This window comes from Streptomyces kebangsaanensis (assembly GCF_001906585.1).
GTDB classification, from domain to species: domain Bacteria; phylum Actinomycetota; class Actinomycetes; order Streptomycetales; family Streptomycetaceae; genus Streptomyces; species Streptomyces kebangsaanensis.
In genome coordinates, this window is record NZ_JUJA01000140.1 from 41344 (window position 1) to 68053 (window position 26710).

The 26710-nt window shown below is 72.2% G+C and carries 22 protein-coding genes and 3 pseudogenes; 12 read left to right on the top strand and 13 right to left on the bottom strand.

The window, feature by feature from the left end; all coding sequences use genetic code 11:
* On the bottom strand, window positions 1–631 hold a 631-nt coding region (locus RH94_RS20400; protein WP_407697336.1), incomplete at its 3' end, for a hypothetical protein.
* A gap of 542 nt (window positions 632–1173) precedes the next feature.
* Between RH94_RS20400 and RH94_RS20405 the strand changes: the two genes are divergently transcribed.
* Both RH94_RS20405 and RH94_RS20410 read left to right on the top strand, forming a co-directional pair.
* The gene (locus RH94_RS20405; protein WP_073948958.1) at window positions 1174–1860 is read left to right on the top strand and encodes a LysM peptidoglycan-binding domain-containing protein; all 687 of its coding nucleotides are present in this window, start codon (window positions 1174–1176) and stop codon (window positions 1858–1860) included.
* Window positions 1861–2003: 143 nt separating this feature from the next.
* A pseudogene (locus RH94_RS20410) lies at window positions 2004–2970 on the top strand (helix-turn-helix transcriptional regulator).
* Here the strand turns inward: RH94_RS20410 and ctaD are convergent.
* Window positions 2852–4543, bottom strand: coding sequence for an aa3-type cytochrome oxidase subunit I (ctaD, locus tag RH94_RS20415; RefSeq protein WP_073948959.1), 1692 nt, complete (start codon window positions 4541–4543; stop codon window positions 2852–2854). The pseudogene RH94_RS20410 and the gene ctaD sit on opposite strands and share 119 nt — an antisense overlap.
* Window positions 4544–4978: 435 nt before the next feature.
* Between ctaD and RH94_RS20420 the strand changes: the two genes are divergently transcribed.
* Window positions 4979–5194 carry an I78 family peptidase inhibitor gene (locus tag RH94_RS20420; protein WP_073948960.1) on the top strand — a complete coding sequence of 72 codons (216 nt, stop codon included), beginning with the start codon at window positions 4979–4981 and terminating at the stop codon, window positions 5192–5194.
* A gap of 71 nt (window positions 5195–5265) precedes the next feature.
* Here RH94_RS20420 and RH94_RS20425 read toward each other — a convergent pair whose 3' ends face one another.
* Together RH94_RS20425 and RH94_RS20430 are read right to left on the bottom strand one after the other, a co-directional pair.
* Complete coding sequence (locus RH94_RS20425; protein ID WP_073948961.1) at window positions 5266–6309, bottom strand: phosphatase PAP2 family protein; 1044 nt, start codon at window positions 6307–6309, stop codon at window positions 5266–5268.
* 250 nt (window positions 6310–6559) lie between these two features.
* A complete protein-coding gene (locus RH94_RS20430) occupies window positions 6560–7765 on the bottom strand; it encodes a hypothetical protein (protein WP_073948962.1) in 1206 nt (401 codons plus the stop codon).
* 257 nt (window positions 7766–8022) lie between these two features.
* Between RH94_RS20430 and RH94_RS20435 the strand changes: the two genes are divergently transcribed.
* Window positions 8023–9621: an MFS transporter gene (locus RH94_RS20435; RefSeq protein WP_073948963.1), complete on the top strand. Its 1599-nt coding sequence runs from the start codon at window positions 8023–8025 to the stop codon at window positions 9619–9621.
* 100 nt (window positions 9622–9721) lie between these two features.
* Window positions 9722–10894, top strand: coding sequence for an acyl-CoA dehydrogenase family protein (locus RH94_RS20440; RefSeq protein ID WP_073948964.1), 1173 nt, complete (start codon window positions 9722–9724; stop codon window positions 10892–10894).
* A 35-nt stretch (window positions 10895–10929) separates the two neighbouring features.
* Here RH94_RS20440 and RH94_RS20445 read toward each other — a convergent pair whose 3' ends face one another.
* Window positions 10930–11367: a cell division protein SepF gene (locus RH94_RS20445; RefSeq protein WP_073948965.1), complete on the bottom strand. Its 438-nt coding sequence runs from the start codon at window positions 11365–11367 to the stop codon at window positions 10930–10932.
* A gap of 676 nt (window positions 11368–12043) precedes the next feature.
* Between RH94_RS20445 and RH94_RS20450 the strand changes: the two genes are divergently transcribed.
* Complete coding sequence (locus RH94_RS20450; RefSeq protein WP_073948966.1) at window positions 12044–12952, top strand: S1 family peptidase; 909 nt, start codon at window positions 12044–12046, stop codon at window positions 12950–12952.
* A 106-nt stretch (window positions 12953–13058) separates the two neighbouring features.
* Here RH94_RS20450 and RH94_RS20455 read toward each other — a convergent pair.
* Window positions 13059–13277, bottom strand: a pseudogene (locus RH94_RS20455) (cupin domain-containing protein); the annotation flags it as partial.
* On the opposite strand from RH94_RS20455, the gene RH94_RS20460 reads away from it, so the two are divergent.
* Together RH94_RS20460 and RH94_RS20465 are read left to right on the top strand one after the other, a co-directional pair.
* Window positions 13263–13682 carry a MarR family winged helix-turn-helix transcriptional regulator gene (locus tag RH94_RS20460; RefSeq protein WP_073948967.1) on the top strand — a complete coding sequence of 140 codons (420 nt, stop codon included), beginning with the start codon at window positions 13263–13265 and terminating at the stop codon, window positions 13680–13682. The pseudogene RH94_RS20455 and the gene RH94_RS20460 overlap by 15 nt on opposite strands.
* A gap of 173 nt (window positions 13683–13855) precedes the next feature.
* Window positions 13856–14716, top strand: coding sequence for an esterase/lipase family protein (locus RH94_RS20465; RefSeq protein WP_073948968.1), 861 nt, complete (start codon window positions 13856–13858; stop codon window positions 14714–14716).
* A gap of 60 nt (window positions 14717–14776) precedes the next feature.
* On the opposite strand, the gene RH94_RS20470 is transcribed toward RH94_RS20465, so the two are convergent.
* The gene (locus RH94_RS20470) at window positions 14777–15856 is read right to left on the bottom strand and encodes a lytic polysaccharide monooxygenase auxiliary activity family 9 protein (RefSeq protein ID WP_073948969.1); all 1080 of its coding nucleotides are present in this window, start codon (window positions 15854–15856) and stop codon (window positions 14777–14779) included.
* A gap of 176 nt (window positions 15857–16032) precedes the next feature.
* On the opposite strand from RH94_RS20470, the pseudogene RH94_RS44005 reads away from it, so the two are divergent.
* Window positions 16033–16457 (top strand): annotated as a pseudogene (locus RH94_RS44005) (GNAT family N-acetyltransferase).
* A 12-nt stretch (window positions 16458–16469) separates the two neighbouring features.
* On the opposite strand, the gene RH94_RS46180 reads toward RH94_RS44005, so the two are convergent.
* Window positions 16470–16604 carry a hypothetical protein gene (locus RH94_RS46180; RefSeq protein WP_107428776.1) on the bottom strand — a complete coding sequence of 45 codons (135 nt, stop codon included), beginning with the start codon at window positions 16602–16604 and terminating at the stop codon, window positions 16470–16472.
* A gap of 138 nt (window positions 16605–16742) precedes the next feature.
* Between RH94_RS46180 and RH94_RS20480 the strand changes: the two genes are divergently transcribed.
* Complete coding sequence (locus RH94_RS20480; RefSeq protein ID WP_073949012.1) at window positions 16743–17369, top strand: class I SAM-dependent methyltransferase; 627 nt, start codon at window positions 16743–16745, stop codon at window positions 17367–17369.
* A 42-nt stretch (window positions 17370–17411) separates the two neighbouring features.
* Here the strand turns inward: RH94_RS20480 and RH94_RS20485 are convergent, their stop codons facing one another.
* Both RH94_RS20485 and RH94_RS20490 read right to left on the bottom strand, forming a co-directional pair.
* Entirely contained in the window at window positions 17412–17912 is a 501-nt protein-coding gene (locus tag RH94_RS20485; protein WP_073948970.1) for a DUF402 domain-containing protein, read from the bottom strand.
* Window positions 17893–18816, bottom strand: coding sequence for a GNAT family N-acetyltransferase (locus RH94_RS20490; RefSeq protein ID WP_407697337.1), 924 nt, complete (start codon window positions 18814–18816; stop codon window positions 17893–17895). The genes RH94_RS20485 and RH94_RS20490 overlap by 20 nt, the downstream gene beginning before the upstream one ends.
* A 389-nt stretch (window positions 18817–19205) precedes the next feature.
* On the opposite strand from RH94_RS20490, the gene RH94_RS20495 reads away from it, so the two are divergent.
* Entirely contained in the window at window positions 19206–19574 is a 369-nt protein-coding gene (locus RH94_RS20495; RefSeq protein WP_073949013.1) for a GntR family transcriptional regulator, read from the top strand.
* Here RH94_RS20495 and RH94_RS20500 read toward each other — a convergent pair.
* The gene (locus RH94_RS20500) at window positions 19562–20350 is read right to left on the bottom strand and encodes a DUF72 domain-containing protein (protein ID WP_073948972.1); all 789 of its coding nucleotides are present in this window, start codon (window positions 20348–20350) and stop codon (window positions 19562–19564) included. The genes RH94_RS20495 and RH94_RS20500 overlap by 13 nt on opposite strands.
* Before the next feature lie 36 nt (window positions 20351–20386).
* Window positions 20387–21481: a DUF5925 domain-containing protein gene (locus RH94_RS20505; RefSeq protein WP_073948973.1), complete on the bottom strand. Its 1095-nt coding sequence runs from the start codon at window positions 21479–21481 to the stop codon at window positions 20387–20389.
* A 155-nt stretch (window positions 21482–21636) separates the two neighbouring features.
* Here RH94_RS20505 and RH94_RS20510 point away from each other — a divergent pair, with 155 nt between their 5' ends.
* Entirely contained in the window at window positions 21637–23058 is a 1422-nt protein-coding gene (locus tag RH94_RS20510) for a GH39 family glycosyl hydrolase (RefSeq protein ID WP_073948974.1), read from the top strand.
* A gap of 29 nt (window positions 23059–23087) precedes the next feature.
* Here RH94_RS20510 and RH94_RS20515 read toward each other — a convergent pair.
* Window positions 23088–26710: lipopolysaccharide biosynthesis protein (locus RH94_RS20515; protein ID WP_234425905.1), on the bottom strand; the 3623-nt coding region annotated here is incomplete at its 5' end.

Genomic DNA, 26710 nt, shown 5'->3' on the forward strand with positions numbered 1-26710 from the left:
CCACCGGCCCGCCGCCGTTGGTGCCCGGCTGGAGCACGGCGTGCAGCTGGCCCATGGCGAGCAGCACCGACCAGCCGTGCAGCACGTGCGGTACGGAGGCGATCTCGGGCACCGGCAGGAAGCCCTGCTCGACGAGCAGCGGCAGGAACTCGTCGTCGGCGCCCAGCGAGCCCGGACGCGCGATGGGCGCGGTCGGCTCGACGACCAGGGCGGGGTGCAACTCCCCGGCGATGAGGACGAGTCCGCTGGTCACCCCGAGCACGGCCTGTTCCGGTACGACCTTCTGCGGCACGGTCTGCTCGGGCACGACTCGCTGCGGCGGGGCCTGCGCGGGCACCCCGCCCACGGCGCCCGTGCCGGCGTTGATGGAGCGGACCGCGCCGCGCAGCTGCTCCTCGGTGACCTGGACGACCTGCGAGGGCAGGCAGGTGGCGTGGGCGAAGGCGAGGACGGCGGTCTCGTCCCCGACGAACAGGACGGTGCTGGTGCGCTCCTGTTCGCAGTCGCCCGGGGTGCGGCAGGACGTGCAGTCGTAACTGTCCGGGGCGTTCTCTCCGGCGAGCAGCCGGTCGGCTTCTGCGTCGCCGATCTCTGCGCGTACGGCGTCGCTGACGTCGAGCATGCGCGGCACGGTTGGCTCCCTCGGGGTGCGGGTGCGTGGCGGGACCGGGTGCTCCCGGCCCATGAACCGGGAGGGCCCCCGGCTCATGAAGAAGACAACGGACGATCTGTGGCGGGAGTCACGCCCTCCGCCGAACGGAATCGAACCATCCTGCGCACAGGGTCACGTCAGGTGCGGAATCCGGTACTCATCGTCAACTGCCGGAAAAATCAAGGGGCTTGATGGGGTGAAGTGAGTCACAGATCATCCGTGTGAGTGGTTGATAAATCAGGAAATCAGCTGATGAAATGGGTGGCCGAAAAAAATCGTTACCTTCGGTAATGGGGAACTGGCCTGCCCGGACGGGGAGTTGGTTGCTCCGAGCGCTGCCCGCTCCTTACATTCCTCGACCGTGTGCAACGAGCACCGCTCGGGTACGTCCGCCGACCGCACCGAACCGGCACCACTCGGCTCGACCTCTTCCGGCGGACGGGGCGAGCGCGCCGGCCGCGCCCCTGCGCGGCGGGTGCGCACCGCCTCGGGGGACCCCGAGTCCTTCGAGAGGGATCTACATGTCCGAATGTGCCGACAAGAGCCACGACACCACGCGCGACAACGCCCGCAGGACGCGGACGAGGACGGCGGCTCTCGCCGGAGCGGTGCTGCTCGCCCCGCTCGGGCTGCTGGCCGTGACCGGTAACGCCCACGCGGCGGACGGCGGAGTGTGGGACCGCATCGCCCGGTGTGAGAGCGGCGGCAACTGGCACATCAACACCGGCAACGGCTACTACGGCGGGCTGCAGTTCGCCGCCGGCACCTGGCGCGCCTATGGCGGCACGGCCTACGCGCCCACCGCCGACCGGGCCTCCAGGACCCAGCAGATCGCCGTCGCCACCAGGGTCCAGCAGGCCCAGGGCTGGGGCGCGTGGCCGGTCTGCTCGGCCCGGGCGGGCGCCTCCGGCAGCGCACCCGGGACCGGGCCGACGCGCGGCTCCGCCGACTCCGCCCCATCCGTCGAGCAGAGGACGCAGAGGACACGGACAGCTCCGTCGCAGCGGCCGTCGAGGACGCCGGCGCGCGAGACGGGCCACACCAACCGCAGTGCCTCCCGCGGCGACTGCACCGTCCGCGCGGGCGACACGCTCAGCGGCATCGCCGCCCGGCACGGGACCACCTGGCAGCGGCTGTACGCCGCCAACAAGTCCGTCATCGGCGGTGATCCCGACCTGATCGTGCCCGGGCAGCGCCTCGTGCTCTGAGCCTCTCCCCCGTGTCCGGGACACCAGGCCCCGTCCGGTCGCCCGACCGGACGGGGCCGCCCGTCACCGTCACGCCGCGGAGCCGCTCCGCCGCCGCGCACCCGCGGACAGTACCTGTCCGCGGGTGCCGGCAGACTCGCCCCGTGCTGGAGACCCCGGCACGACTGCTGCGCCTGCTCTCACTGCTCCAGGCCCACCGTGAGTGGTCCGGTGCCGAGCTCGCCCGGGGGTACCTCCCATGCCCTCCAGGCAATGGGGGAGGCTCGGGGTCACCCCGCGCACGGTGCGCCGGGACGTGGAGCGGTCGCGCGAGCTCGGCCATCCGGCCGACGCCAGCCCCGGCCCCGGCACCGGCGGCGGCTACCGGCTCGGCGCGGGCGCCCGACCGCCCCCGCTGCTCCTGGACGACGACGAGGCGGTCGCGGTCGCCGTGGGGCTGCGCACGGCCGCCGGGCAGGGCATCGAGGGGATCGGCGAGAGCTCGGTGCGGGCCCTGGCCAAGCTGGAGCAGGTGCTGCCCGGGCGTCTGCGGCACCGGGTGAGCGCCCTGAACGCCTTCACCGTGCCGATGCTGCGCGCTCCCGGGCCCTCCACCGTCGACCCGGCGGTCCTCACCGAACTCGCCCGCCTGTGCCGGGACACCGAACGGCTGCGCTTCGAGTACCGCGGCCACGACGGTGCCACCAGCCGCCGCAGCGTCGAACCGCACCGGCTGGTGTGCACCGAACGCCGCTGGTACCTGGTCGCCCGGGACCTGGACCGCGACGACTGGCGCACGTTCCGCGTCGACCGCATCACCCCCGGACCACCGTACGGCCCGCGCTTCGTGCCGCGCACCCCACCCGCCGACGACCGCGCCGCCTACGTCTCCCGGGGCGCCTCCCACGCGCGTACGCCACGCAGGCCGTGAGCCTGGACGTGATGGTGGTTCACGTGATGCTGATGGGGTGCGCGTTCGAGGTGCTGGAGCCCGCCGGGCTCACCGACGCGATCAGGGCCGCTCGTGACCGGCTCGATGCCGCGCCGGCTCGGGCCGCGGAGCCTGGCCGGCGTACTCGGGATGGTGCAGGTCGAACGCCGGGGACTCGCTGCGGATCCGGGGCAGGGTGACGAAGTTGTGCCGGGGCGGCGGGCAGGAGGTCGCCCACTCCAGGGAGCGGCCGTAGCCCCAGGGGTCGTCGACCTCGACCTTCTTGCCGTACTTGGCCGTCTTCCAGATGTTGTAGAGGAACGGCAGCGTCGACATGCCGAGCAGGAGCGCACCGATCGTCGACACCGTGTTCAGAGCGGTGAAGCCGTCCGCGGCGAGGTAGTCGGCGTACCGCCGGGGCATGCCCTCCGCGCCCAGCCAGTGCTGGACCAGGAAGGTGGTGTGGAAGCCGGTGAACAGCGTCCAGAAGTGGATCTTGCCGATGCGTTCGTCGAGCATCTTCCCGGTGAACTTCGGCCACCAGAAGTAGAAGCCGCCGAAGGTCGCGAAGACGACCGTGCCGAAGACGACGTAGTGGAAGTGGGCCACCACGAAGTACGAGTCCGTGACGTGGAAGTCCAGCGGCGGCGAGGCGAGGATCACTCCGGTCAGGCCGCCGAACAGGAACGACACCAGGAAGCCGATGGCCCACAGCATCGGCGTCTCGAAGGACAGCGATCCCTTGAGCATCGTGCCGGTCCAGTTGAAGAACTTCACACCCGTCGGCACGGCGATCAGGAAGCTCATGAAGGAGAAGAACGGCAGCAGCACCGCGCCGGTGGCGAACATGTGGTGCGCCCACACCACCACCGACAGGCCGGTGATCGCCATGGTCGCGCCGACCAGCGTCAGATAGCCGAAGATCGGCTTGCGGGCGAACGCCGGGATGATCTCGGTGATGATCCCGAAGAACGGCAGCGCGATGATGTACACCTCCGGATGGCCGAAGAACCAGAACAGGTGCTGCCACAGCAGTGCCCCGCCGCTCGCCGCCTCGAAGACCTGTGCGCCGAACCTGCGGTCCGCCTCCAGCACCAGCAGCGCGGCCGCCAGCACCGGGAACGCCAGCAGGATCAGGATCGAGGTGAACAGCGTGTTCCAGGTGAAGATCGGCATCCGGAACATCGTCATGCCGGGCGCGCGCATGCCGATGATCGTGGTGATGAAGTTGACCGCGCCGAGGATCGTCCCGAAGCCGGCCAGCGCGAGGCCCATGATCCACAGGTCCGGGCCGAGGCCGGGGGAGTGCGCCGTGTCGTTGAGCGGGGCGTAGGCGAACCAGCCGAAGGCGGCCGGCCCGTCGGGCACGAGCAGTGAGCCGAGCACGATCAGCCCGCCGAGCAGGAACAGCCAGTACGACAGCATGTTCAGCCGGGGGAAGGCGACGTCCGGGGCGCCGATCTGCAGCGGCATCAGCTCGTTGGCGAAGCCCGCGAAGGTCGGGGTCGCGAACAGCAGCAGCATGATCGTGCCGTGCATGGTGAACAGCTGGTTGAACTGCTGGCTGCTCATGAGCTGCAGCCCGGGGCGGGCGAGTTCGGCCCGCATCAGCAGCGCCATCACCCCGCCGACCAGGAAGAACACGAACGACGTGATCAGGTAGAGGTGGCCGATCTTCTTGTGGTCGGTGGTCGTCAGCCAGTCGACCACCAGCCTGCCGGGCCGCTTGCCGGGTGCCGGCCGTGCCGCTGCCGCTACGCTCTGGGTCCCCATCGCTCGCTCGCCCTCCGCTCCTCGCGCCCGGGGTCCGCCGCGGCCCGCGGCCGATCGGCCACGGGTTCCTGCCATGATGCGCGCGTGACCGCGCGCCGCGACAGGGGGTGCGGATGTTCTGTGCCGGAACGGTGAATTTCCTATGGGGCGTCAGCTTCCGCNGAGCCGGTCCGGGAACGGAATACGAGGGTGTCCCGGGGCGGGGCGGGCAGGCTTCTCCCGGGGCATTCCACCGGGCTTTTCCGACTGCCCCGCCGGTCGCCGGGAATTGCGCTCGGATGATTGCGGAAGGGGCCCGGAATCGCCCGTACGTGTGAGGGAGTTCGGCCGGTCCAAAGTCATGGTTCTGTGACTGAAGTGTGACAGCGGAGGTATGTGCGGCTCGAGTGCAGGGGTGGGCTTCCCCGGCCGCGGACCAGGGCCTAGCGTGGCGGTATGGCACCGATTCCCACTCCGTCGACGGAGCCCCAGGACAGTCCGGACGCGTACGTCGGCCTCGAGGCCGGGCAGGCCGAGCGGCTGGCGCGCGAACGGGGCTGGAGCACGGTGCGGTCACTGCCGCCGGGCACGATCATCACCATGGAGTACCGGGTCGGCCGGATGAACTTCGAGGTCAGGAACGGTCTTGTGACCCGCGCCTGGAAGGGCTGAACCGCCGCGCGGGCTCCCGGCCCGGCGGCGGCCCTGCCGTCGCCGCCGGTCAGCCGCCGGTCAGCGGGCGGTCAGCCGCCGGTCAGCGGGCGGGCCGCCGAGGCCGTGCCGCGCGCGAGCCGGTCGGAGTGCGGCTGACGGCGGCCGACGGCAGGGGTGACCGGCGTGCGTTCCGGACGGGCCGTGTGGCGGCCCGGGGCGAGGTGGACCGCCGTCCGGGACGTACGGCCGGCGCCGACCGTCTCGCGGGCCGCCGGAGACTCCTCCGAGGCGGACGGGCGCGCGGACGGGTGCGGCGTGAACACGGCGGGCGCACCGACGGGAGCGACCGGCGCGGGCACCGGTGCCCGGCGGCCGCGGCGGGCACGCCAGCGGTCGCGCAGGTCGAACAGGGCGATCTCGGCCCTCGCGATCAGCGGCTCGAACCACGGCAGCGCCAGCAGGATCAGCAGCCCCGCGGCCCAGCCGAGGAGCACGTCGCTCAGCCAGTGCGTACCCAGATAGACCGTGGTGAGGCCGACGCCGAGCGCGATCACCGCGGACAGCGCCGACAGCCAGCGGCGCGCCGTCGGAGTGGAGGCCAGATAGGCCAGGATGCCCCAGGTCACCACGGCGTTGGCGGTGTGGCCGCTGGGGAATATATCGCCGCCCAGGCCCATTTCGTTGGAGCCGATGACGGTCGCGTAGTGCGGTCCGAGACGGCCCATGCCGATCTTCGCGGCGCCGACCGTGACGTTCAGCAGCAGCAGCGAGGTGGCGAGGGTGAGCAGCGGACGCAGCGTGTGCTGCCGCCACGAACGCCAGCCCAGCCAGGCGGCGACCATCACCGCGGTGGGACCGCGCTGGCCCAGCACCACGTAGTAGTCGAGGAACGCGTGGATCTCCGGCCACTGCTGGTACGGCCGGAAGAACATGATCTGCCAGTCGAGCCGGACCAGCCACGAGGTGGTCACCACGGCCCAGACGATGGACAGGTAGAAGGCCAGGGTCGCCGAGAAGAGCACGAACCGGTGACGGCTCATCCGCGGCACGTCGATGTGCGCCGGCCGTTGCGGCTCACGGTCCAGCCGGGCGAACACCCGGTCCAGGCGGGTGAGGGTTCCTTCGGTACGCACCTAATCGACGTTACAGCGAGTGAGCTCAGTTCCCGGACACAGCACGGGCTTTGTGATGACGATGTGATGTGGGATTGCTCTCAACGGGGCTTTGTTTCCCACGAATTCCGCAATCCCGGACGGTGGCCGCCGCATTTCCCTTTGGTCATTCGGGCGAACGCTTATGCCGTGCTTATGAATGCGGCGCCCGAGCGGCCCGGTGGAATTCGGCGTCCGCGCCTCGGCCGTCCGGTCCCCCGTCACGGTCCCGTCACGGGGGACCGGAGCCGTTCAGCCAGAACGCCCCGTACACCGCCGAGGCCACCGCGACACCGCCCACCACCAGCGCCGACCGGACGAGGCGCGGCCGGGCGAGGGCCAGGGCGAGCGGCAGCAGCAGCGGGAAGGCGGGCAGCAGCAGACGCGGCTTGGAGCCGAAGTAGCTGGACGCGCACAGGGCGAGCGCGGTGACGACACCCGAGTACACCAGCAGCGCGAGCGGCTGCCGCTGCCGTACGCCGATGACGTACAGCAGGATCACCGCGGCGACGCCGGCGATCAGCCCGAGCCCGGCCAGGGCCGACGGGAACGACGTGAACTTTTCGGCGACGAAGCGGGCGAAGGCGTACCCGCCGTCGAAGCCGTTGCGCCAGCCGGCCTGGACGGCCAGATAGCCGAGGGGACCCTTGCCGGTGCGGTGCCCGACCCACAGGACGTAGCCGGCGGCGCCGAGCGGGGCGAGCAGCATGCCGATCGCGCGGCGCGCGCGGTCCGGGGCCGGCGCCCCCCGGTCGCGCACGAACGAGGCGACGGCCGCCGCCCACACCGCCGCGACCACCGCGAGACCCACCGGGCGGGTCAGTCCCGCCGCCAGGGCCAGGGCGCCCGCCGTCACCCAGCGGCCGGTCAGCACGGCGTACAGCGTCCAGGCGGCGAGCGCCGTGAACAGCGACTCGCTGTACGCCATCGACTGCACGATCCCGACCGGCAGCACCGCCCACAGCAGCACCGCCCAGATGCCCGCCCGTCTCCCGCCACCACCCTGCCAAGGCCGCGCTTCGCACCCTTCTCCTTGGCGGCCGTACACATGGTCGACCACCGCGAAGATCCCCCAGGCCGCGGCGAGCGAGGCCACCAGGCCGACCACGAAGCCGGCGTCGGCACACGACAGCGGGCCCACTGCGGCGAGCAGCCGCTCCAGCCAGGGAAGCAGCGGGAAGAAGGCCAGGTCGGAGTGGATGTCACCGTTGGGTAGGCGCACCTCGTGGCCGTAGCCCCGTTCGGCGATCCCGGCGTACCAGAGAGCGTCCCAGCGGGCGGTCAGCAGCGTGTACGCGCTCTTGCCGCGCGCGGCACTCCACACCGCCAGGACGAGCAGGCCCAGCGTGCGGACGGCCGCGTACCCGAGGAGCGCGGGCGCGGCCCGGCGCAGGATCCCGGTGCGGGCCGGTGCCGCGCGCGTCACGAGTTCGGTCACCGGCCGATTATCGAGTGCGTGCGGAACCGGACCGGCCGCCGGGCGCGCCGCCGGGGGAGAAGAGTGGCGTACGCCACACGGGCTGGGTGTGTGCTCTGAGAGGGGGGTCACGTGCCACCCGAGCGGACTCGCGTACTCTGACGTGTCACTCGTGTGCCGTCGCGCGGGCCGGAGACCACCGCTCCTCTCCGGCCGAGCCGCGGGGAGTCCCCACCCCGGGCCCGCCGGGCACGAGGGCTCATCTGGGAGGTACGTACATGTCCGGGACGACCGCGGCCGCCGCTCGGCTGCGCCGTCGGGCGACCGGGGCCGGTGCCAACCGCTGGGTCGTCCTGGTCGTCCTCTGCGTCAGCCTGCTGCTGGTCGCGGTCGACGCGACCGTGCTGCACGTGGCGGTGCCCGCGGTCACCGAGGACCTCCGGCCCAGCGCCATCGAACTGCTCTGGATCGTCGACACCTATCCCCTCGTCTGCGCCTCGCTGCTGATCCTCTTCGGCACGCTGGGCGACCGGGTGGGCCGCAGACGGATCCTGCTGCTGGGCTACGCCCTGTTCGGCGTCGCCTCCGCCCTGGCGGCCCTCGCCCCGGGCCCCCAGGTGCTGATCTTCGCGCGGGCGCTGCTCGGCGTCGGCGGCGCCATGATCATGCCGGCCACGCTGTCCCTGTTGCGGCAGGTGTTCCCCGACCGGCGCGAGCGGGCGCTGGCCATCGGCGTCTGGAGCGCGGTCGCCGCGGTGGGCGCGGCGGTCGGGCCGCTGCTGGGCGGCTTCCTGCTGGAGCACTTCTGGTGGGGGTCGGTCTTCCTCGTCAACATCCCGCTGATGCTGGTGAGCCTGCCGGTGGGCCGGCTGCTGCTGCCCGAGTCGACCGGTGACCGCGACGGACCCTGGGACGTGGTCGGCGCGCTGCTGGCGGCGGTCGGGCTGTTCTGCGTGGTGCTGGGCGTGAAGCGGCTCGGCGGCGGGGAGGCGCTGAGCGCGCTCACCGTGGTGCCGCTGGTGGCCGGTGCGGCGCTGCTGGCGGTGTTCGTACGGCGGCAGCGGCGGCGGGCGCATCCGCTGGTGGACCTGAGGATGTTCGCCCGCCCGGCGTTCAGTACGTCGGTGTGCTGCATCGTGCTGGCCATGCTGGCACTGGTCGGGTTGGAGCTGATCGCGGCGCAGTACCTGCAGCTGGTGCTGGGCCTGTCGCCGCTGCAGACGGGGCTGCGGCTGCTGCCGCTGACGGTCGCCGCGATGGCGGCCGGGCTGGCCGGGGCGCGGATGCTGCGGCGGTTCGGGCCGCGGCGGATGGTGTCCGCCGGGTTCTGCCTGACCGCCGGCGCGGTGGTGGTGCTGACCGCGATGGGCGGGCGGGACAACCCGGGGCTGCTGCTGTTCGGCTTCGTGCTGCTCGGGTTCGGTCTGGAGACCACGCTGTTCGGGGCGTACGAGTCGATGCTGAGCGAGGCGCCGCCGGAGCAGGCGGGCGGAGCCGCGGCGATCGGCGAGACGTCGTACCAGCTGGGTGCCGGGATGGGCATCGCGCTGCTCGGCACGGTCATGAACGCGGCGTACGCGCCGGGACTCGCGGACGTGCCGGGCGTGCCGGCGTCGGCGTCGGGGGCGGCGTCGCACTCGCTGGGGGAGGCGTACGGGGTCGCCGCGCGGCTGGGCGGGACCGCGGGGGACGCCCTGCGGCGGGCGGCGCGGGACTCCTTCGTGCACGGGCTGCACGTGACGTTGCTGGTGAGTGCGGGGCTGCTGTTGCTGGGGGCGGTGATGGCGCTGTGGCTGCCGCGGACGATGCAGTGCGAGGCGGCGCCGGTGGAGCTGCCCGCGCAGCGGGAGGTGGAGAGGTCCCGTGTGTCGGCCTGAGCGGCCCTCTTCCCTGGACGTGGGCCGCACCGCGTCATAACGTCGGGTCGGAGTCGCTCAACTAGCGGCGCTAGTTTTCCCTAGTCGGAGGTGCGTGCCCATGTCCTCGTTCGACCCCGCCGACCCCCTCGGGATCGACGATCTGCTGGACCCGGAGGACCTGGCCGTCCGCGACACCGTGCGGAACTGGGCCGCCGACCGCGTCCTGCCCCACATCGCCGAGTGGTACGAGAAGGGCGAGCTGCCCGTCATCCGTGAGCTGGCCCGCGAGCTCGGCTCCATCGGCGCCCTCGGGATGTCGCTCAGCGGTTACGGATGCGCCGGCGCCACCGCCGTCCAGTACGGGCTGGCCTGCCTGGAGCTGGAGGCCGCCGACTCCGGCATCCGCTCCCTGGTCTCGGTGCAGGGGTCCCTCGCCATGTACGCCGTCCACCGCTTCGGCAGCGAGGAGCAGAAGCAGGCGTGGCTGCCCCGGATGGCCGCCGGCGAGGTGATCGGCTGCTTCGGGCTCACCGAGCCCGACCACGGATCCGACCCCGCCTCCATGCGCACCCACGCCAAGCGCGACGGCACCGACTGGGTCCTCAACGGCCGCAAGATGTGGATCACCAACGGCTCCGTGGCCGGCGTCGCCGTCGTCTGGGCGCGGACCGAGGACGGCATCCGCGGCTTCGTCGTCCCCACCGACGCCCCCGGCTTCTCCGCCCCCGAGATCAAGCACAAGTGGTCGCTGCGGGCCTCCGTCACGAGCGAGCTCGTCCTCGACGACGTGCGGCTGCCCGCCGACGCCGTACTGCCCGGGGCCACCGGGCTGCGCGGGCCGCTCAGCTGTCTGTCCCACGCCCGCTACGGCATCGTCTGGGGCGCCATGGGCGCGGCCCGCTCCAGCTTCGAGGCCGCCCTCGACTACGCGAAGTCACGTGAGCAGTTCGGCAGGCCCATCGGCGGCTTCCAGCTCACCCAGGCCAAACTCGCCGACATGGCGGTCGAACTGCACAAGGGAATTCTGCTCGCCCACCACCTGGGGCGGCGCATGGACGCCGGCCGCCTGCGTCCCGAGCAGGTCAGCTTCGGCAAGCTCAACAACGTACGGGAGGCGATCGAGATCTGCCGTACGGCGCGGACCGTTCTCGGGGCGAACGGGATCTCCCTCGAATACCCCGTGATGCGGCACGCGACCAACCTCGAGTCGGTGCTCACCTACGAGGGCACCGTCGAGATGCACCAGCTCGTGCTGGGCAAGGCGCTCACCGGGCTCGACGCCTTCCGGTGAGGCCGGGGCGGGCGGGGCCGGTGTGCGGCCCTGCCTCAGCTCTGGTTGAAGAACCCGTCCGACCGGTGCGCCGCCGGGTCACCGCTGATGATCTCGGTGTCGGAGGGGGACAGCAGGAACACCCGCGTGGACACGCGGTCGATGGAGCCGCGCAGACCGAAGACCAGCCCGGCCGCGAAGTCGACCACGCGCTTGGCGTCGGCGGACTCCATGGCCGTGAGGTTCACGATGACGGGCACACCCTCCCGGAACAGCTCGCCGATGACACGGGCGTCCCGGAAGCTGTCCGGTGTCACCGTGCCGATCCGGCGGCCCTTGTCCTCCGCCGTGTCCGCGGCCACCTTCACCCGGGGGTCGGTGACCCAGGCGTCCCCGGACTCGGTGCCCTCGGTGTAGTCGTCGTCGTAGTAGCGCTCGTCATCGTTGTCGTCGACGAGGCCGAGCCACGCACTCGCCTTGCGTACCGATCCCATGGACGCCTCCTCTCACAGCGGTCATTCTCCCTTTCCGCATCCCTATGGTCATCCATGATGCTGACAACGCGCCAAGTGAACAGGCGCCGCGCGGGGGGTTTGTGACGGTACTGGTGCACGGCAAATCCGTCGAGAGCCCGTGTGCCCCAAGGGTGGTGCGCTACACGGATGCTGACGGTGAGTGAAATATGATTGTCCCCAATGAGCGAGCGCACACGGGTGACGCGCGGTGCGTACGGGTGAACGAAGGCGTCGGAGCGGTGCGGCGGCTCCACGTCGTACGCCCCTCGGGGGACGGCCGCTCCTGACGGAGACTCCGGCCGTCCGCGCGGGGAAAGCACTTGCTATCCGGAGGGTCGACTTCCGGACACCCCGTGGCCCGGGCGGTCCGCAGTGACGTGACCCTCCTCGCTCCTGCCGATCCGGACGGGACGGGTCCTTTCCGACTCCTGACCAGGTGTCAATTCACCCTGACCACACACGTCCCACTCGAATCGCACACAGTCGCCCGGCCGAAAGGCACCCTTGCGCCGACCGGTCGTTCGGCCGAATACTCCCCCACAGCGCTTGTCAGGAGCACGGCGTGTCCGGGACCCGGACGCCGGGCCCTCTGACTGCGCCTCACGGGCCCCGACCCCACGCGGGCCCCCCGACTTCCTTTGTGGAGGAACGAAAAGTGAGGATCAAGCGCACCACTCCCCGCAGCGGCATGACGAGACGGACCCGGCTGATCGCCGTCGCATCCGGCCTCGTGGCCGCAGCCGCGTTCGCGGTCCCCAGTGCGAACGCGTCCGACGCGCCGACCACCTTCAGTGCGGCCCAGCTCACCAAGGCGAGCGACTCCGTGCTCAAGGCCGACATCCCGGGCACGGCCTGGGTGGTCGACAGCAAGACCAACCGGGTTGTCGTCACCGTCGACAGCACGGTCTCCCAGGCCGAGATCAACAGGATCAAGCAGCAGGCGGGGACCAACTCCGGTGCCCTGACCGTCAAGCGCACCTCCGGCAAGTTCACCAAGCTGATCTCCGGCGGCGACGCCATCTACGCGAGCAGCTGGCGCTGCTCGCTGGGCTTCAACGTCAAGGACAGCAGCGGCAACTCCTACTTCCTGACGGCCGGTCACTGCACCGACGGCGCGGGCACCTGGTGGTCGAACTCCTCGAAGACGACCGTCCTCGGCACCACCGCCGGCTCCTCCTTCCCCGGCAACGACTACGGCATCGTGCGCTACACCAACAGCTCGGTGGCCAAGCCGAGCGCCGTGGGCAGCGTGACGATCACCAGCGCGGCCACGCCGTCCGTGGGCACCACCGTCTACCGGCGCGGCTCCACGACCGGCACCCACAGCGGCCGCGTCACGGCGCTCAACGCGACGGTCAACTACGGCGGCGGCGACATCGTCCGGGGCCTCATCCAGACCACGGTCTGCGCCGAGCCCGGCGACTCCGGCGGCTCGCTCTACTCCACCAGCGGCATCGCCTACGGTCTGACCTCCGGCGGCAGTGGCAACTGCACCTCCGGCGGTACGACCTTCTTCCAGCCGGTCACCGCGGCGCTGAGCGCCTACGGGGTCCGCATCGGCTGACGTCGCCCCCGAGCCGGGCCGCACGGGCTGCGGCCCGGCTCCCGCTCCACCCTCACCTCCGGTGAAGGCCCCGCCCTCTCGCGCGCAAGGGCGGGGCCTTCGCGCGTCAGTCGGCCCACGGCGGCGTGATGGGCGTGCCGTCGGCCAACCGCGCCCGAAGACCGACGGACGTGGTCGCCCAGGAGGCCGCGGTGCGCTCCGCGGGGTTCTCCGCGGCGAGGGTCGCGCCGGCGTCGACGATCACCGTGTCACCCGCGGCGATCCGGTCGGTGCGGCCGTCCACGGTGGTCAGGGGTTCGCCGCCGGGCAGGTGGAGGATCTCCTCGCCGTCGCCGGTGAGCTCACCCGGCGCATTCACGACGGTGTCGTCGCGCGCGGCTTCGAGGGGCTGCGGCCCGCGCACGGCTTCGCCTTCTCGCGGCTCGCCCCGGACGGTGCGACCGTCACCGAGCTCGCCGTCCATCTCGGGGTCACCAAGCAGGCTGCCAGTCAGCTCGTCGACGAGGTCGTGCGGAAGGGGTATGCCGAGCGGCGGCCGCACCCTGTGGACGCGCGGGCTCGGCTGGTGGTGCTGACCGAGCGGGGGTGGGCGTGCACCCGCGCGGCGGAGGAGGCGGCCGCGGAGGTGGTGCGGGCGTGGAGCGAAGTGTTGGGGGAGGGTGAAGTGCGGGAATTGCGGGGGAAGTTGAGGAAGATCGCGCCGCATGGGCCGGTTCGACCCACTTGGTGACTGTATGTCAGGGGCTTTACCACGGGCCCCAGTCGTCGGCAGAAGTTTTTACCGGCGCGTAACTTCACATTTGAACTACTCATCCGTAACTTGATGGATGAACAGCATCCCGTGATCCGGATCACAGGGCGTAGTGCCGTCGCGCTTCCCTTGACCCGCAAGGAGATCACACGATGCTGCCCTTCAAGCGGGCGGTCAGACCCCTCGTCGCCCTGGTCCTGGCCGCCGTGCTCGCCGCCCTCCCCGCCGCCACCGCCACCGCCGCCAGTGCTCCCAGCAGTGGTTGGAACGACTACAGCTGCAAGCCCTCCGCCGCCCACCCCCGCCCCGTCGTCCTCGTCCACGGCACCCTCGGCAACTCCGTGGACAACTGGCTCGGCCTCGCGCCGTACCTGAAGAACCGCGGCTACTGCGTCTTCTCCCTCGACTACGGTCAGTTGCAGGGCGTCCCGGTCTTCTATGGCCTCGGCCCCATCGACAAGTCGGCGGAGCAGTTGTCCGTCTTCGTGGACAAGGTGCTCGCCGCGACCGGCGCCGCCAAGGCCGACCTCGTCGGCCACTCGCAGGGCGGCATGATGCCCCGCTACTACCTGAAGTTCCTCGGCGGGGCCGCCAAGGTGAACGCCCTCGTCGGCATCGCGCCCAGCAACCACGGCACCACCCTCAACGGGCTCACCAACCTGCTGCCGTACTTCCCGGGCGCCGCGAACCTGCTCAGAGCCACCACCCCGGCCCTCGCCGACCAGGTCGCCGGATCCGCCTTCCTCACCAAGCTCAACGAAGGCGGCGACACCGTGCCCGGGGTGCGCTACACGGTCCTCGCCACCCAGTACGACGAAGTGGTCACACCGTGGCGCACCCAGTACCTGACCGGCTCCAACGTGCGCAACGTCCTGCTGCAGGACCTGTGCCCGCTCGACCTGTCCGAACACCTGGCGATCGCCGTGCTGGACCGCATCGCCTTCCACGAGGTGGTCAACGCGCTCGACCCGGCGCACGCCACCGCCACCACCTGTGCGTCCGTGTTCGACTGACGTGCTCCGGGGCCTGTCCGGCCTGAGCCGCCGGACAGGCCCCGCGTTCACGGGGCCGCGTCAGCGGCCTCGTCCGCCCCCGGCCGCGGCGCGCCGGCGGACCGAGGTGAACAGGGCCGCCGAGCCCAGCGCCAGGGCGGCCGCACCACCGATCGCGAGGTACGGGGTGCTGCCGTCGCCGCCGGTCTCGGCGAGGCTCGTCGAGGCGCCGGCGGCCTTCGGCCGGTTCGGCTCGTCGACGGCGGCGGGCTGCGCGGCGAGGTCCGCCGCCGACTGCTTGGCCGTCCCCGGTGCCGTCTCCGGAGCTGTCTCCGGGGCCGTGTCCTCGGCCGGGTCCGTCGTCGGGTCCGTGGTCGGGTCCGTGGTCGTGCGGGCGTCCGCGTCCCCGTGGCCGTGGTTCTCGATCGTCGAGGCGCCGGCACCGTCCGCGATCTGCCGCTCGGTCGGCGCGGAGGCGGCCGGCGCCGGTGCGGAGCCGCCGGACGCGCCACCACCGCCGCTCCCGCCGCCGAAGGTGACGTCCGAGCAGGAGTAGAACGCCTCCGGGCTGTCCGAGCGCTGCCACACCGCGTACAGCAGCTGCTTGCCGGAGCGCTCGGGCAGCGCCCCGGAAAAGGTGTAGAAGCCGCCCGAGGCGGCCGGGTCGGTGGCCGTCGCGACCGGGTGCTCCAGATCCAGGTCGCTCCAGGCCAGCGGCTTCGCCGGGTCGTAGCCGGGCTTGGTGAGGTAGACCGTGAAGGTGCCCTTGTGCGGGGCGGTCACGCGGTACTTGAAGGTGTACGGGCCGCTGCGCACGGAGGTGGCCGGCCAGTCCGCGCGGGGCAGGTCCAGACCCTTGAACTCCTCGTTGTTCGCGCTGCACAGCTTGCCGTCCGCGATCAGCTCCCGGTGCCGGCCGCCCGCGTCGCCGATCCGGACGCCGTTCCAGTCGTACAGCGCCTGGGTGCCGCCGGCCGCGACCGCCGCCTTGCAGGCCGCCGACTTCGGGCTCTCCGGACCCTCCGCGTAGCACTGGGCCACCCGGCTGACCGGGTCCCCCATGGAGCCGTGCGCGGCCGCGGGCGCCGCGGCGAGCGCGGTCAGGGCCAGCGGGGGCATGCCGAGGACGGCGAGAGCGGCGGCCTTGCGGCGTACAGACATCGGGGAACTCCTCGGAGCGCTTCTGATGAGGGGAGACGGATCCCGTGCGGTGATCAGAAACTAGCCCGGGGAAACCGCGAAAACGCCTGTCGGAGACGGTCCGGGGAGATCCTTATGCTCGCGTTAAGGGAGCGCTGAGACTGCGCTCAGGCGGGAGGGGCCACGACACGGCGAACGTGGAGATCCGGGCGGCGTCCGCCGCCGACGTACCGGAGGTCAAGGCCGTGACCGACGCGGCCCACCGCCCCTGCGTCGAGCGCATCGGCGTGGTCCCCGGCACCCACGGAGACGGACCACGCGGCGAACGTGGCCGCGGGGGAGGCGTTCGTCGCGGTCGAGGCGCGCACGGGCCACCTGTTCCCCGACGGCATCGCCGTCCACCCCGAGGCGCACGACCGGAGGGCCGGACGGCGACCGCCGGAGTTCGTGGACGCACGCGCGTGCGCTCGGCCTTCTCGAGGTCAGGCTCCGCACGAACGCGATGATGTGGGAGAACCGGAGGATCTACCCGAAGGCCGGCTGCGAGGCCGTGGAGCGCTGTGCGGAAGGGCCCTACGGCCGGATCCACCACCGCAAGCGGCTTCGCCGGCGCGTCTCATGATCCGGCCGCCGGTCACACGTCCGGCCACCATGTGCGCGCGATGTCCCTGCGGACCTCGGGCCGCCCGGCGGGACGCTCGTCGATCTCCTCACGGACCCGGCGGGTGTCCGTCTTCCTCAGGGGCTTCCGCACGGTCACACGGCGCATGGCTGCCTCCTTCACGCCTACCGGGTTCCGTCTTCCGACGGAGGCAGACCTTTCGGGCAAGAGTTCCTCATCGGTGCGGTTCTGTCTGTGGTGGCGGTCACGGACCGGTTGTCAGTGGTCGGTGTCACCCTCGGAGTCATGAGTGAACGGATCACCACCGGTGGTGACGGGCCGGCCCGGGCCCCTGTGGACTGGGACGCCCAGGCCGCCGTCTTCGACGACGAGCCGGATCACGGGCTGCGCGATCCGCACGTGCGGGCCGCCTGGGCCGAGCGGCTGCGCGACTGGCTGCCCCGGCGCCCCTCCGACATCCTCGACCTCGGCTGCGGCACCGGCAGCCTGTCGCTCCTCGCGGCCGAGCAGGGGCACCGGGTGACGGGCGTCGACCTGTCCGCGGCCATGGTGGGGCGGGCCGAGGCCAAGCTCGCCGGCCGGGACGCGGTGTTCCTGGTCGGCGACGCGGCGGACCCGCCGGTGGGCGGGCGGCGCTTCGACGCCGTCCTGGTCCGCCACGTCCTGTGGACGCTGCCCGACCCCGCCCGCGCGCTGCGGCACTGGCAGGGGCTACTGCGCCCGGAGGGACGGCTCGTCCTGGTCGAGGGTGTCTGGGGCACGGTCACCCCGATCGGCATACCCCAGGAGCGGCTGACCATGCTTCTGCGGCCACTCGCCTCCCACCTTCACCTGGAGCACCTGTCGGGCGACGCCAGGCTGTGGGGCGGGAAGGTGGACGACGAACGGTACGCGGTGGTGGCCTCGAACTGAGCCGCGGCCGAGCTCCGGGGCGGGGCGGGAAGCGGCCGGCCATCAGCTCAGCAGCGTCTCGAAGCCGCCCTCGCGGGCCAGCCCTTCCAGCTCGTCGAGCGCGGCCATGGCGGCGGTCGCGGCCTCGGGGTCCGTGCGCGGCAGACCGCTCGCCGCGAACTCGTCCTCGTCGAGGCGCCGCACGTCCGTGCCGTCGGCCGAGCGCCACAGGTCCAGGTCGAGGTCCTCGACGACGAGTTCCGTGCCCAGGCGGGTCGCGGGGCGGGTCACGTCGCAGTACCAGCCCTTCAGCACCCCCCGGGCGTCGCGGACCTCCTTCACCGAGTACCAGCGGTCGCGCCAGTAGTGCTCGGTGAAGACGTCGCCCGGCTCGAAGCGCACGAAGCCGAAGTCGCGCACCGCCCCGCCCGCCCACGGGGCGCGCACGGTGACGCGCGTGCCGTCGTCCGCCAGCAGCTCCGCCGGGTAACGGATCTTGGTACGGCCGGCCTTGACGAGGACCACGTCCAGCCGGCTCCCGGGCTCAGGCCGGATCGCGGACATACCGCACCTCCGTCGCGCACACCTCGTACCCGAACCACTTGTTGATCGCGATCATCGGCCCGTTGCCGGTGTCGTTCCCCGTGAACGCCTCCGTGCGCCCGGCGGCCCGCGCGCGGTGCAGCGAGTCGTTCTTGGCGAGCTTGGCCAGGCCCCGGCCGCGGTACGCCCGGGCGGTGCCGGTCATGGCGGTGTCGTAGCGGGTGCCGCCGTCCGTGCGGGCCGCGGAGAACGCCGCGGGACGGCCGTCGACCACGGCCACCGACGTCAGGTCGAGGTCGAGCAGCGGGTGCCGCCAGGTCTCCTCCAGCCACGCCTCGTAGTCGGTGAACTCGAACTCCACGTCGCTCGGCTCGTCCGCCGCCGTCTCCGCGTCCAGCTCGAACAGCGGGCGCGGGTCGTCGGCGAAGTCCGAACCCCGGCGCAGCTCCACGCCCGGGGGCGGGGCCTGCAGCGGAGGGAGTGCGCCGTTCTCCAGGTCCAGGCGCAGGAAATGCGCGGAGCGGCCGGCCCGGTAACCGTGCTGCTCGGCGAAGGCGCGGTTGCCCGGCTCGTCCAGCACCCAGGAGTGCAGCCTGACCGCGCCGTGGGCGGCCAGGTGCTCCTCGGCGGCCCGTACGAGGAGGGCGCCGGCGCCGCGGCGGGTGTGCTCGGGGTCCACGTACACGTTGATGTTGCCCTGGCCGGGCTCGGAGCTCTCGTGGGACAGGCGCACCTGCGCCGTGCCGATCACCTCGTCGTCCGCCACGGCGACGAGCGGACGGTAGTGGGCGTGGGGATGCATGTGGGCGAGGTCGTGGGCGAGCGATTCGGGGGTGACCAGTATGTACGGCAGCGCGCGGTGCCGGACGCGGGCGAAGCCCTCGAGGTCGGCCCGCGCGTCGGGGCGGAGGTCGCGGACGATCACCGGGGACCTCCGAGGACGCATCGTCCTTCAAGACAGGGAGAATCGGACTCTTGCGGAGCAGGGCAAGGGGTGGGGTTTCGCCTCAAAGGCGAAAGACCGCCCACCCGACCCGTGTAGGCTGGCTGTCGCGCGTTGCGAGAACCAAGCACGTGCAACTCCTTTGTTTTAACGGGCAACCGGGCAGGTTCCGTCCCGGCTGGTGCTGAGAGCGTCAGACTCGTTCGCTCGCTGAGTGAACGAGCGGCTTGAGCCAGGAATCTCCCTGCTTCGGCTGGGAGAGGGTTCAAAGTCATGGAGGCGCACGCTACGGGAGGCCGTAGCGGGACGCCTTCCATTTTCCGCCCCCGCCTTTCGCGGGGGTGGACGCGCGGGTACGGGACAATCACCCCGTGACCTTGAAGATCCACATCCACGACGGCACACCCCCCTACGAGCAGGTGCGGGCGCAGATCTCCGAACAGGCACGGTCGGGGGCGCTGCCGGTGGGGTACCGGCTGCCCACGGTGCGCGGACTGGCCGAGTCGCTCGGACTCGCGGCGAACACGGTCGCCAAGGCGTACCGGGCGCTGGAGGCGGACGGCGTGATCGAGACGCGGGGACGCAACGGCACCTTCGTGGCCGCCGCGGGCTCGGCGGCGGTGCGCGAGGCCGCGGCAGCCGCCCAGACCTACGCGGAGCGGGTACGGCGGCTCGGGCTCGGCGAGGACGAAGCACTGGAGGCCGCGCGGAACGCTTTGCGGGCGGCCTACGGGCAGTGACGCCGGCGACGCGCCGGCAGCGGTTCCGGAGTCCGTGTCACCGTCAGGCCCGCTCTCGTCGCCGCCCGCGCGAACACCACCGCGTCCCGCACCGCCGCCCCCGCCGGGTCGTTGTTGAAGTAGGCGTACACGTCCCGTTCGTCCGGCCAGGTGCTCGCGACGCGGTCCACCCAGGTCTCCAGGCACCGCCGGCCGTAGCGCGGCCAGGCCAGGGCGCGGCCCACGTGGAAGCGGACGTAGCCCCAGTCGGCGGTCCGCCACAGCGGGGTGACCGGGCGGGCGTACGCGTCCGCCCAGCACAGGGCGGCGCCCCGGGACTCGAGGACCTTTCGGACCCGCGGCGTCCACCACGACCCGTGGCGCGGCTCGACCGCCACCCGGGTGCCGGAGGGGAAGCACGCCAGGCAGGCGTCCAGCAGCCCCGGATCGGCGCGCAGGGTCGGCGGCAGCTGGAGCAGCACCGGGCCGAGCCGGTCGCCGAGGCCCGCCGCGTGGGCCATCAGGCGGTGCACCGGCTCCTCGGGGTCCTTCAGCCGCTTGAGGTGGGTGAGGTACCGGCTCGCCTTGACCGCGGCCACGAAGTCCGGCGGGACCCGCTCCCGCCAGGCCTCGAACGTCTCCCGCGCCGGCAGCCGGTAGAAGGCGTTGTCGATCTCCACCGTGGCGAAGGCGGCCGCGTACTCCTCCAGCCACAGCCGCACGGGGCACCCCTCCGGGTAGAGCACACCCCGCCAGTCCTTGTACTGCCAGCCCGCCGTCCCGACGAACAGGGTCATACGCCCATCAAAACACCGGCGCGTACACGCGACCCGTCACAGATAGAGGCCCGCGTCCACCCCCTCGCGCGGCTCCGGCAGCGCCGTGGGGGAGGTGCCCCGGCGCAGCGCGTACAGCTCGGCCAGGGTGGCGCCCTCGCGGCCCACGCCCTCCTCGGTGCCCAGCCAGTCCACCGCCTCCCGCCGGGTCAGTCTCCCCACCTCGATGCGGGCCAGACACCGGCCCGGGCGGACCACGGCCGGGTGCAGCCGCTCCAGGTCCTCGTTGGTCGTCACGCCCACCAGGACGTTGCGGCCCTGGCCGAGCAGGCCGTCGGTGAGGTTCAGCAGCCGGGACAGAGCCTGGCCCGCCGTGTGCTTGGCCTCGCCGCGGATCAGTTCGTCGCAGTCCTCCAGCAACAGCAGCCGCCAGCGGTCCCTGCCCGCCGCGTCCTCCTCACCGATGGCGATGTCCATGAGGTAGCCGACGTCGCCGAACAGGCGTTCAGGGTCCAGGACGCAGTCCACCTGGCACCAGTCCCGCCAGGAACGGGCCAGCGTCCGCAGCGCCGAGGTCTTGCCGGTGCCCGGCGGGCCGTGCAGCAGCAGGAGGCGGCCCGCGATGTCCTCGGGGGTCGTCTTCATGAGGCGGTTCATGGCGTCCGCGACCGGGGCGGTGTAGTTCGCCCGGACCTCGTCCCAGGTGCCTGCCGCGACCTGCCGGGTGGTGCGGTGCGGGCCGCGCCTGGGCGAGTGGTACCAGAAGCCCATGGTCACGTTCTCCGGCTGCGGCTCCGGTTCGTCCACGGCGCCGTCCGTCGCCTCGTTCAGCACCTTCGCGGCCAGCTTGGCGCTGGTCGCGGTGACCGTGACGTCGGCGCCCCGGTTCCAGCGGGAGATCAACAGGGTCCAGCCCTCGCCCTCGGCGAGGGTCGCGCTGCGGTCGTCGTCGCGGGCCACGCGCAGGACCCGGGCGTCCTTGGGCAGCAGGGTGGCGCCGGAGCGCACGCGGTCGATGTTCGCCGCGTGCGAGTACGGCTGCTCACCCGTCGCGAAGCGGCCGAGGAACAGCGCGTCGACGACGTCGGACGGCGAGTCGGAGTCGTCGACGGTGAGCCGGATCGGCAGAGCGTCGTGCGGGTTCGCGGACATGCCGCCATGATCCGGCACACGCGCGTGGTGCGCACCCGGTTTCCCGCGCGCGTGGCCGTGTCCGTGCTCCCACGGATCCGGGCACGGCCCGGACATGACCCAAGCATGACCAACCCCTGTCCCGGGGACGTTTCCCGCCCTTACTGTTGTCCTTGATGAGGCGTCATAGGTGGAATTCGGGGGCGGGGCGGTGGCGGCTCACCGCGTTGCTCGGGGTGGGTGCGGCGGCGGTGGCCCTGCTCGTGGCCCTGGTCAGCGCGCTGCCCGGCGGCGCGGACACCGCGGGCACCACACGCGACGGCGACAAGGTGCACGGCACGCCCGCGCCCCCGCGGGACGCGGACGAGCCGGACGTCGGCTGGGGCTTCACCCACACCCAGTTCAGCGCCGACGAGGGCAGCGCCACGGCGACCGACCGGGTCGGGGGACTGCTGTCGAAGGACGGCGGCCTGCCGCAGAACCAGGCGATCATGGGCTGGGGAGCCGACAACCCCGAGCCGGTCAAGGGGCGTTACGACTTCGAGGCGCTGGACCGCCGGATCGACTTCGTCCGCGCCTCCGGCGGCACCCCGGTGATCACCCTGTGCTGCGCCCCGGACTGGATGAAGGGCGGCCGGGCCGGCGTCGGCAACACCGACTGGAGCCAGGACGCCCTGGAGACCGCCCCGACCCCCGACCACTACAAGGACTACGCCGCGCTCGCCGCGACCGTCGCCAAGCGCTACCCGGACGTGCGCCACTTCATCGTCTGGAACGAGTTCAAGGGCTTCTGGAACAACGCCGAGTCCCGCTGGGACTACGAGGGCTACACCGAGCTCTACAACCTGGTCCACGCGGCGCTCAAGCAGGTCGACCCCAAGATCATGGTGGGCGGTCCCTACCTGGTCATGGACAGCGTCGACCCGCGGCAGAAGGAGAACGCCTCCACCGTCCTGCGCGGCTCCTGGGGTGCCATGGACCAGAGGGTCCTGGACGCCTTCGCCCACTGGAACCGGCACAAGGCGGGCGCCGACTTCGTCGTCGTCGACGGCTCCAGCTACACCAAGGACGACGACCTGCTGCCCGACGAGTTCGCCGCCACCGACAAGCTCACGGCCGTCGGCCGGTGGGTACGGCAGCAGACGCGCGGACTGCCGCTGTGGTGGGCCGAGTACTACGTCGAGCCCGCCGACCGCAACGACGACCGCAAGGGCTGGTCCGAGCCGCACCGCGTCGCCGTCCAGGCCGCCGGCCTGATCGCCATGGCCAAGGGCGGCGCCACCTCCGGCTTCTACTGGAACCCCCAGAAGGAGAAGGGCGGCGACTGCCCCGGTTGCCTGTGGACGCCGACCGACTCCTCCCGCGGCGGACGGGCGCTGCCCCTGTACGGCCTGGTCTCCCGCTTCGGCCGGGCCTTCCCGCCCGGCACCACGTACGAGACGGTGTCCGTCGCCCCGGACGACGTGCCCAACGTACGCGTCCTGGCGAGCGACAGGACCGTCCTGGTGGTCAACACCCTGAACCGGACGATCAGCGCCGAGGTCGACGGCAAGCGGTTCGACATGAAGGCGTACGAGGTGAGGTGGCTCGAGCGGTAGGACGTCCGAGCCCCCTCACCCGCCGTCCGTCAGCCGCCTCCCATCGTCGCGAACCGCTGCACCAGCGAGGCGAACAGCACCGCCAGCAGCGGCAGTGAGAACCAGAAGCTGCTCCGCAGCCACCGCAGCCGGCGCACGCTCGGCCGCATCGCGACCCGGACGAACTCCCGGGCCGTGCCCACCACGACCAGCGCCAGCGCCGCGAGGCCGCCGGCCACCGACCACGGCGTCCAGGTCACCTTCGGCCCGATCGGCCCCGGCCGCGGCCGGGGCACGGCACCCGAGGGCTGCTCGCGCAGCGCGTACAAGGTGACGTCGGCGTTGGCGAGGACCTTCCTCAGCTCCCGGCGGTTGTCGAGGTTCTCCACGAGCCGTGACGGCCAGGTGTCCGAGTAGCCCACGTCCATCTGCAGGTACGTCACCTGGCTCCTGTTGACCATCAGGTACGAGTTCGGGCCCGCCTCCTCGAGCGACTCCACCAGGCCGGAGACCAGCACCGGGTCGGTCGGTGCCAGGGTCGGCACGTAGTCGACGCGCTCCATGTCCTTCGCGCCCCAGGGCATGGCCGGAGTGACGTTGGTGACCAGGTCGTTGCTCAGCCACAGCAGCCGTACGGTCGGCTCGGCGTGGGCGTAGACGTAGTCCATGGCGGTGACCTCGCCGGGCCGGATCCGCTCGAAGGGCTCGTTGCCCCACCGGGCGACCAGGAAACCGCCCATGAGCAGCAGGCCCGCCATCAGCGCGGCGAGCGGCGCCAGGCTCACCCGGTCCTTCTCGCGTTCCTCGGCGGTCGCGCCGGACCGCGGGAAGAGGGCGAGCGCCGCCAGCAGGGCGGCACCGGGCAGCGCGAACATGAAGACCCGCAGCGCCATCTCACCGCCGTAGGACTGCATGCCGAAGCCCAGGAACGGTACGAAGGTGAGCACCAGCAGCGACCGCTCGCGGTACTTGTGCTCGCGCCGCCGCAACCACCCCCAGCAGGCGAGGGCCATCACGGTGCCGGCCAGCAGCACACGTGCGTACAGCACCAGTCGGTGGGTGGAGTCGCCGCCCTGGATCCGGCCCGAGACGGACGACGACACATTGCCGCCGACCCCGCCGACCCCGCCGAACAGCTCGTCGAAGTGCCCGGACCAGTACGGCTCGGCCATGAAGCCCAGCCAGAACGCCACCAGCACCGCGAACAGCACGGGCAGGCCGCGCAGTTCGGACCGGCCGACCAGGACCAGCACGGCCAGCACGCCCAGCATCACGAACGGCGTGAGCTGGTGGGCCGGGACACTGGCCGCGAACAGACCGATCACGACCATGAGCAGCACGGCCCGCTGCCGCCGGTCCGCCGGCTCGGCCTCCGCCTCGCCGGGCCGCGCCTTGGTCCACAGCATGCGCGGCGCCCGGAACCAGACCAGCAGGATCGCCACGAAGGCCAGGTAGAGCAGGTAGGTGAAACCCTGCGGGGAGAAGTAGTCCTGGCCCACCCAGCCGCTGAGCACGAAGATCCACACACCGGCCCACTTGGCCCGCCAGCTCGCCCGCAGCGAGCGGGTCAGCAGGAACACCGGTGCCAGGTAGAGCAGTTGGACGGCCAACGGCCACCAGCGGATGACCTCGGTGAAGTCGCTCAGCCCGCAGGCGCGGGCGACGAACGCGACCACCGCGAAGAACCCGGGCCAGCTCCAGCGCGCGTCCAGGTCCGGTACGGCCGACCCGGTGCGGTCGATGTAGTCGATGAACCCGAGGTGCTGCCAGGCCGTCGCGAACCGCGGCTCGCTCTCGATCACGGCGGGCAGCGCGTGCAGGGAGACGACGGTCGCGACCAGGGTGACCAGCAGCAGCGCCCGGTGCTCGCGGCGCAGCCACAGCAGCGCGGCGAACACCCCGGTCAGCAGCGCCGCCCCGGCCAGGGTCGGCGGCGGCAGCACGGAGACCAGGCCGAGCCCGCCCATCCGGTCCAGATCGGCGTCGTCGAGGCGCAGGGCGGGCACCCAGTACAGCAGCAGGGCGGCGGTCAGCAGGCAGCCGAGGAGCACCCCGGCCCGGGTGGGCACCAGGCGCCCCCGCCGGGGCCCGGGGGATGCGCCGGACCGGCCCTCCCCGGACTCGGGTTCCGGCTCCGGCCCGGGTTCGGGAACAGGCGCCGGTGCCGCCGCCTTCGGCACGACGGCCCGCTCCTCCTCCGCGAACGGCGCGTCCACCTCCCGCTCGGCCGGCCCCGGCGACGCCTGGGAGCCCGGCTCCCGCTCCTCCACGGGCAGTCCCACCCGCTCCGGCGGCCATGCGGGCGAACCGGAGGGCGGCAGGGCGGTGCCGACGGGCGGGGTACCCGGTCCGGGCCGTACGTCCGGGCGGCGTTCCACGTGGTCGAAGTCGACGTGGACGCCGAGCGCGAGGGTGTCGCGGTCCAGCGCCCAGGCGGGCCGCCGGCGCGGTGCGGCCTTGGCGGGGACCTCGCCCGCCCCCAGGTCGGCGAGGTCCCCGTCGGGGGCCGCGTCCTCGGGGGGTTCGGCGGCCGGTGCGCCCTTGACGGTCCGGTACAGCCGGGGCGCGGCGATCGCGACGATCACGGCGAGGCTGGAGATCTCCGCGACGCCCGCGCCGGTCAGCCCCATCCGGGGCAGCAGCAGCAGTGTCAGCCCGAGCACCAGCGCGCACAGCAGGCCCTGCAGCCAGGCCAGTCCGGCCGTGCGACTCTGGGCGCGCAGCACCGCGAAGTACGTCTCCATCACGACCCGCAGCAGCGCGCCGACGGCGAACCAGCGCAGCAGCGGGGTCGCCGCGTGCGCGTAGCCCTCGCCGAAGACGTGCAGGATCCACGGCGCCAGCAGGAACATCAGCCCGCAGATCGGCACCATGATCCGGGCCATCCGCCGCAGCGCCGCCCGGGTGTTGGCGGCCAGCCGCGCCGGGTCGTGCGAGCCCTCCACGGTCAGCGAGGCGCCCATGTTGATGGCGAGCAGGTTGACCGTGCCGCCGATCGTCGTCGTGATGTAGAAGTAGGCGTTGTCCGCGGAGCTGACCTGCGAGGCGATGATCACCGGTACGAGGTAGACGACCGCGAGCGAGAACAGCGAACCGGTGTAGTTGCCGGCCAGGAACCGCCCGAGTTCCTTCGCCGTCGGCGGTCTGGCGTGGGCCTCGGTCGCCCTCACGTGCCGGGGCACCAGGCGCCGGAAGACCAGCCAGCCCAGCGGCACGACGGAGAAGGCGATCGCCAGCCCCCAGGAGGCGAAGACACCCGTGGTGGGGATCACTGCGGCCAGGGCGACCAGCAGGGCCAGCTTCACCGCCGAGAACACGGTGTTGCCGACCGGTACCCAGGGCGCGCTGCGCAGCCCGGTCAGCACCCCGTCCTGCAGGGTGAGCAGGTTCCAGGCCATCACGATCACGACGAAGCCCAGGCCGTGCAGGAGCCCGTGCAGGAAGTGGTACGACGGCCCCCACAGGTCCAGCGTGAGCAGGAAGACGCCCGCCGCGCACGCCACGATCAGCGAACTGCCCAGGTACGTACGGGCGATCAGGCGCCCGGTGGCGTGTCCGGAGACCGGGATGAAGCGGGCCAGGGCGCCGGTGAGCGTCACCGCGGTCAGCCCGGCGAGGAGCTTCATGGCGGCGATGGCGGCCGAGCCCTGGCCGACCGCGTCGTCGGAGTAGT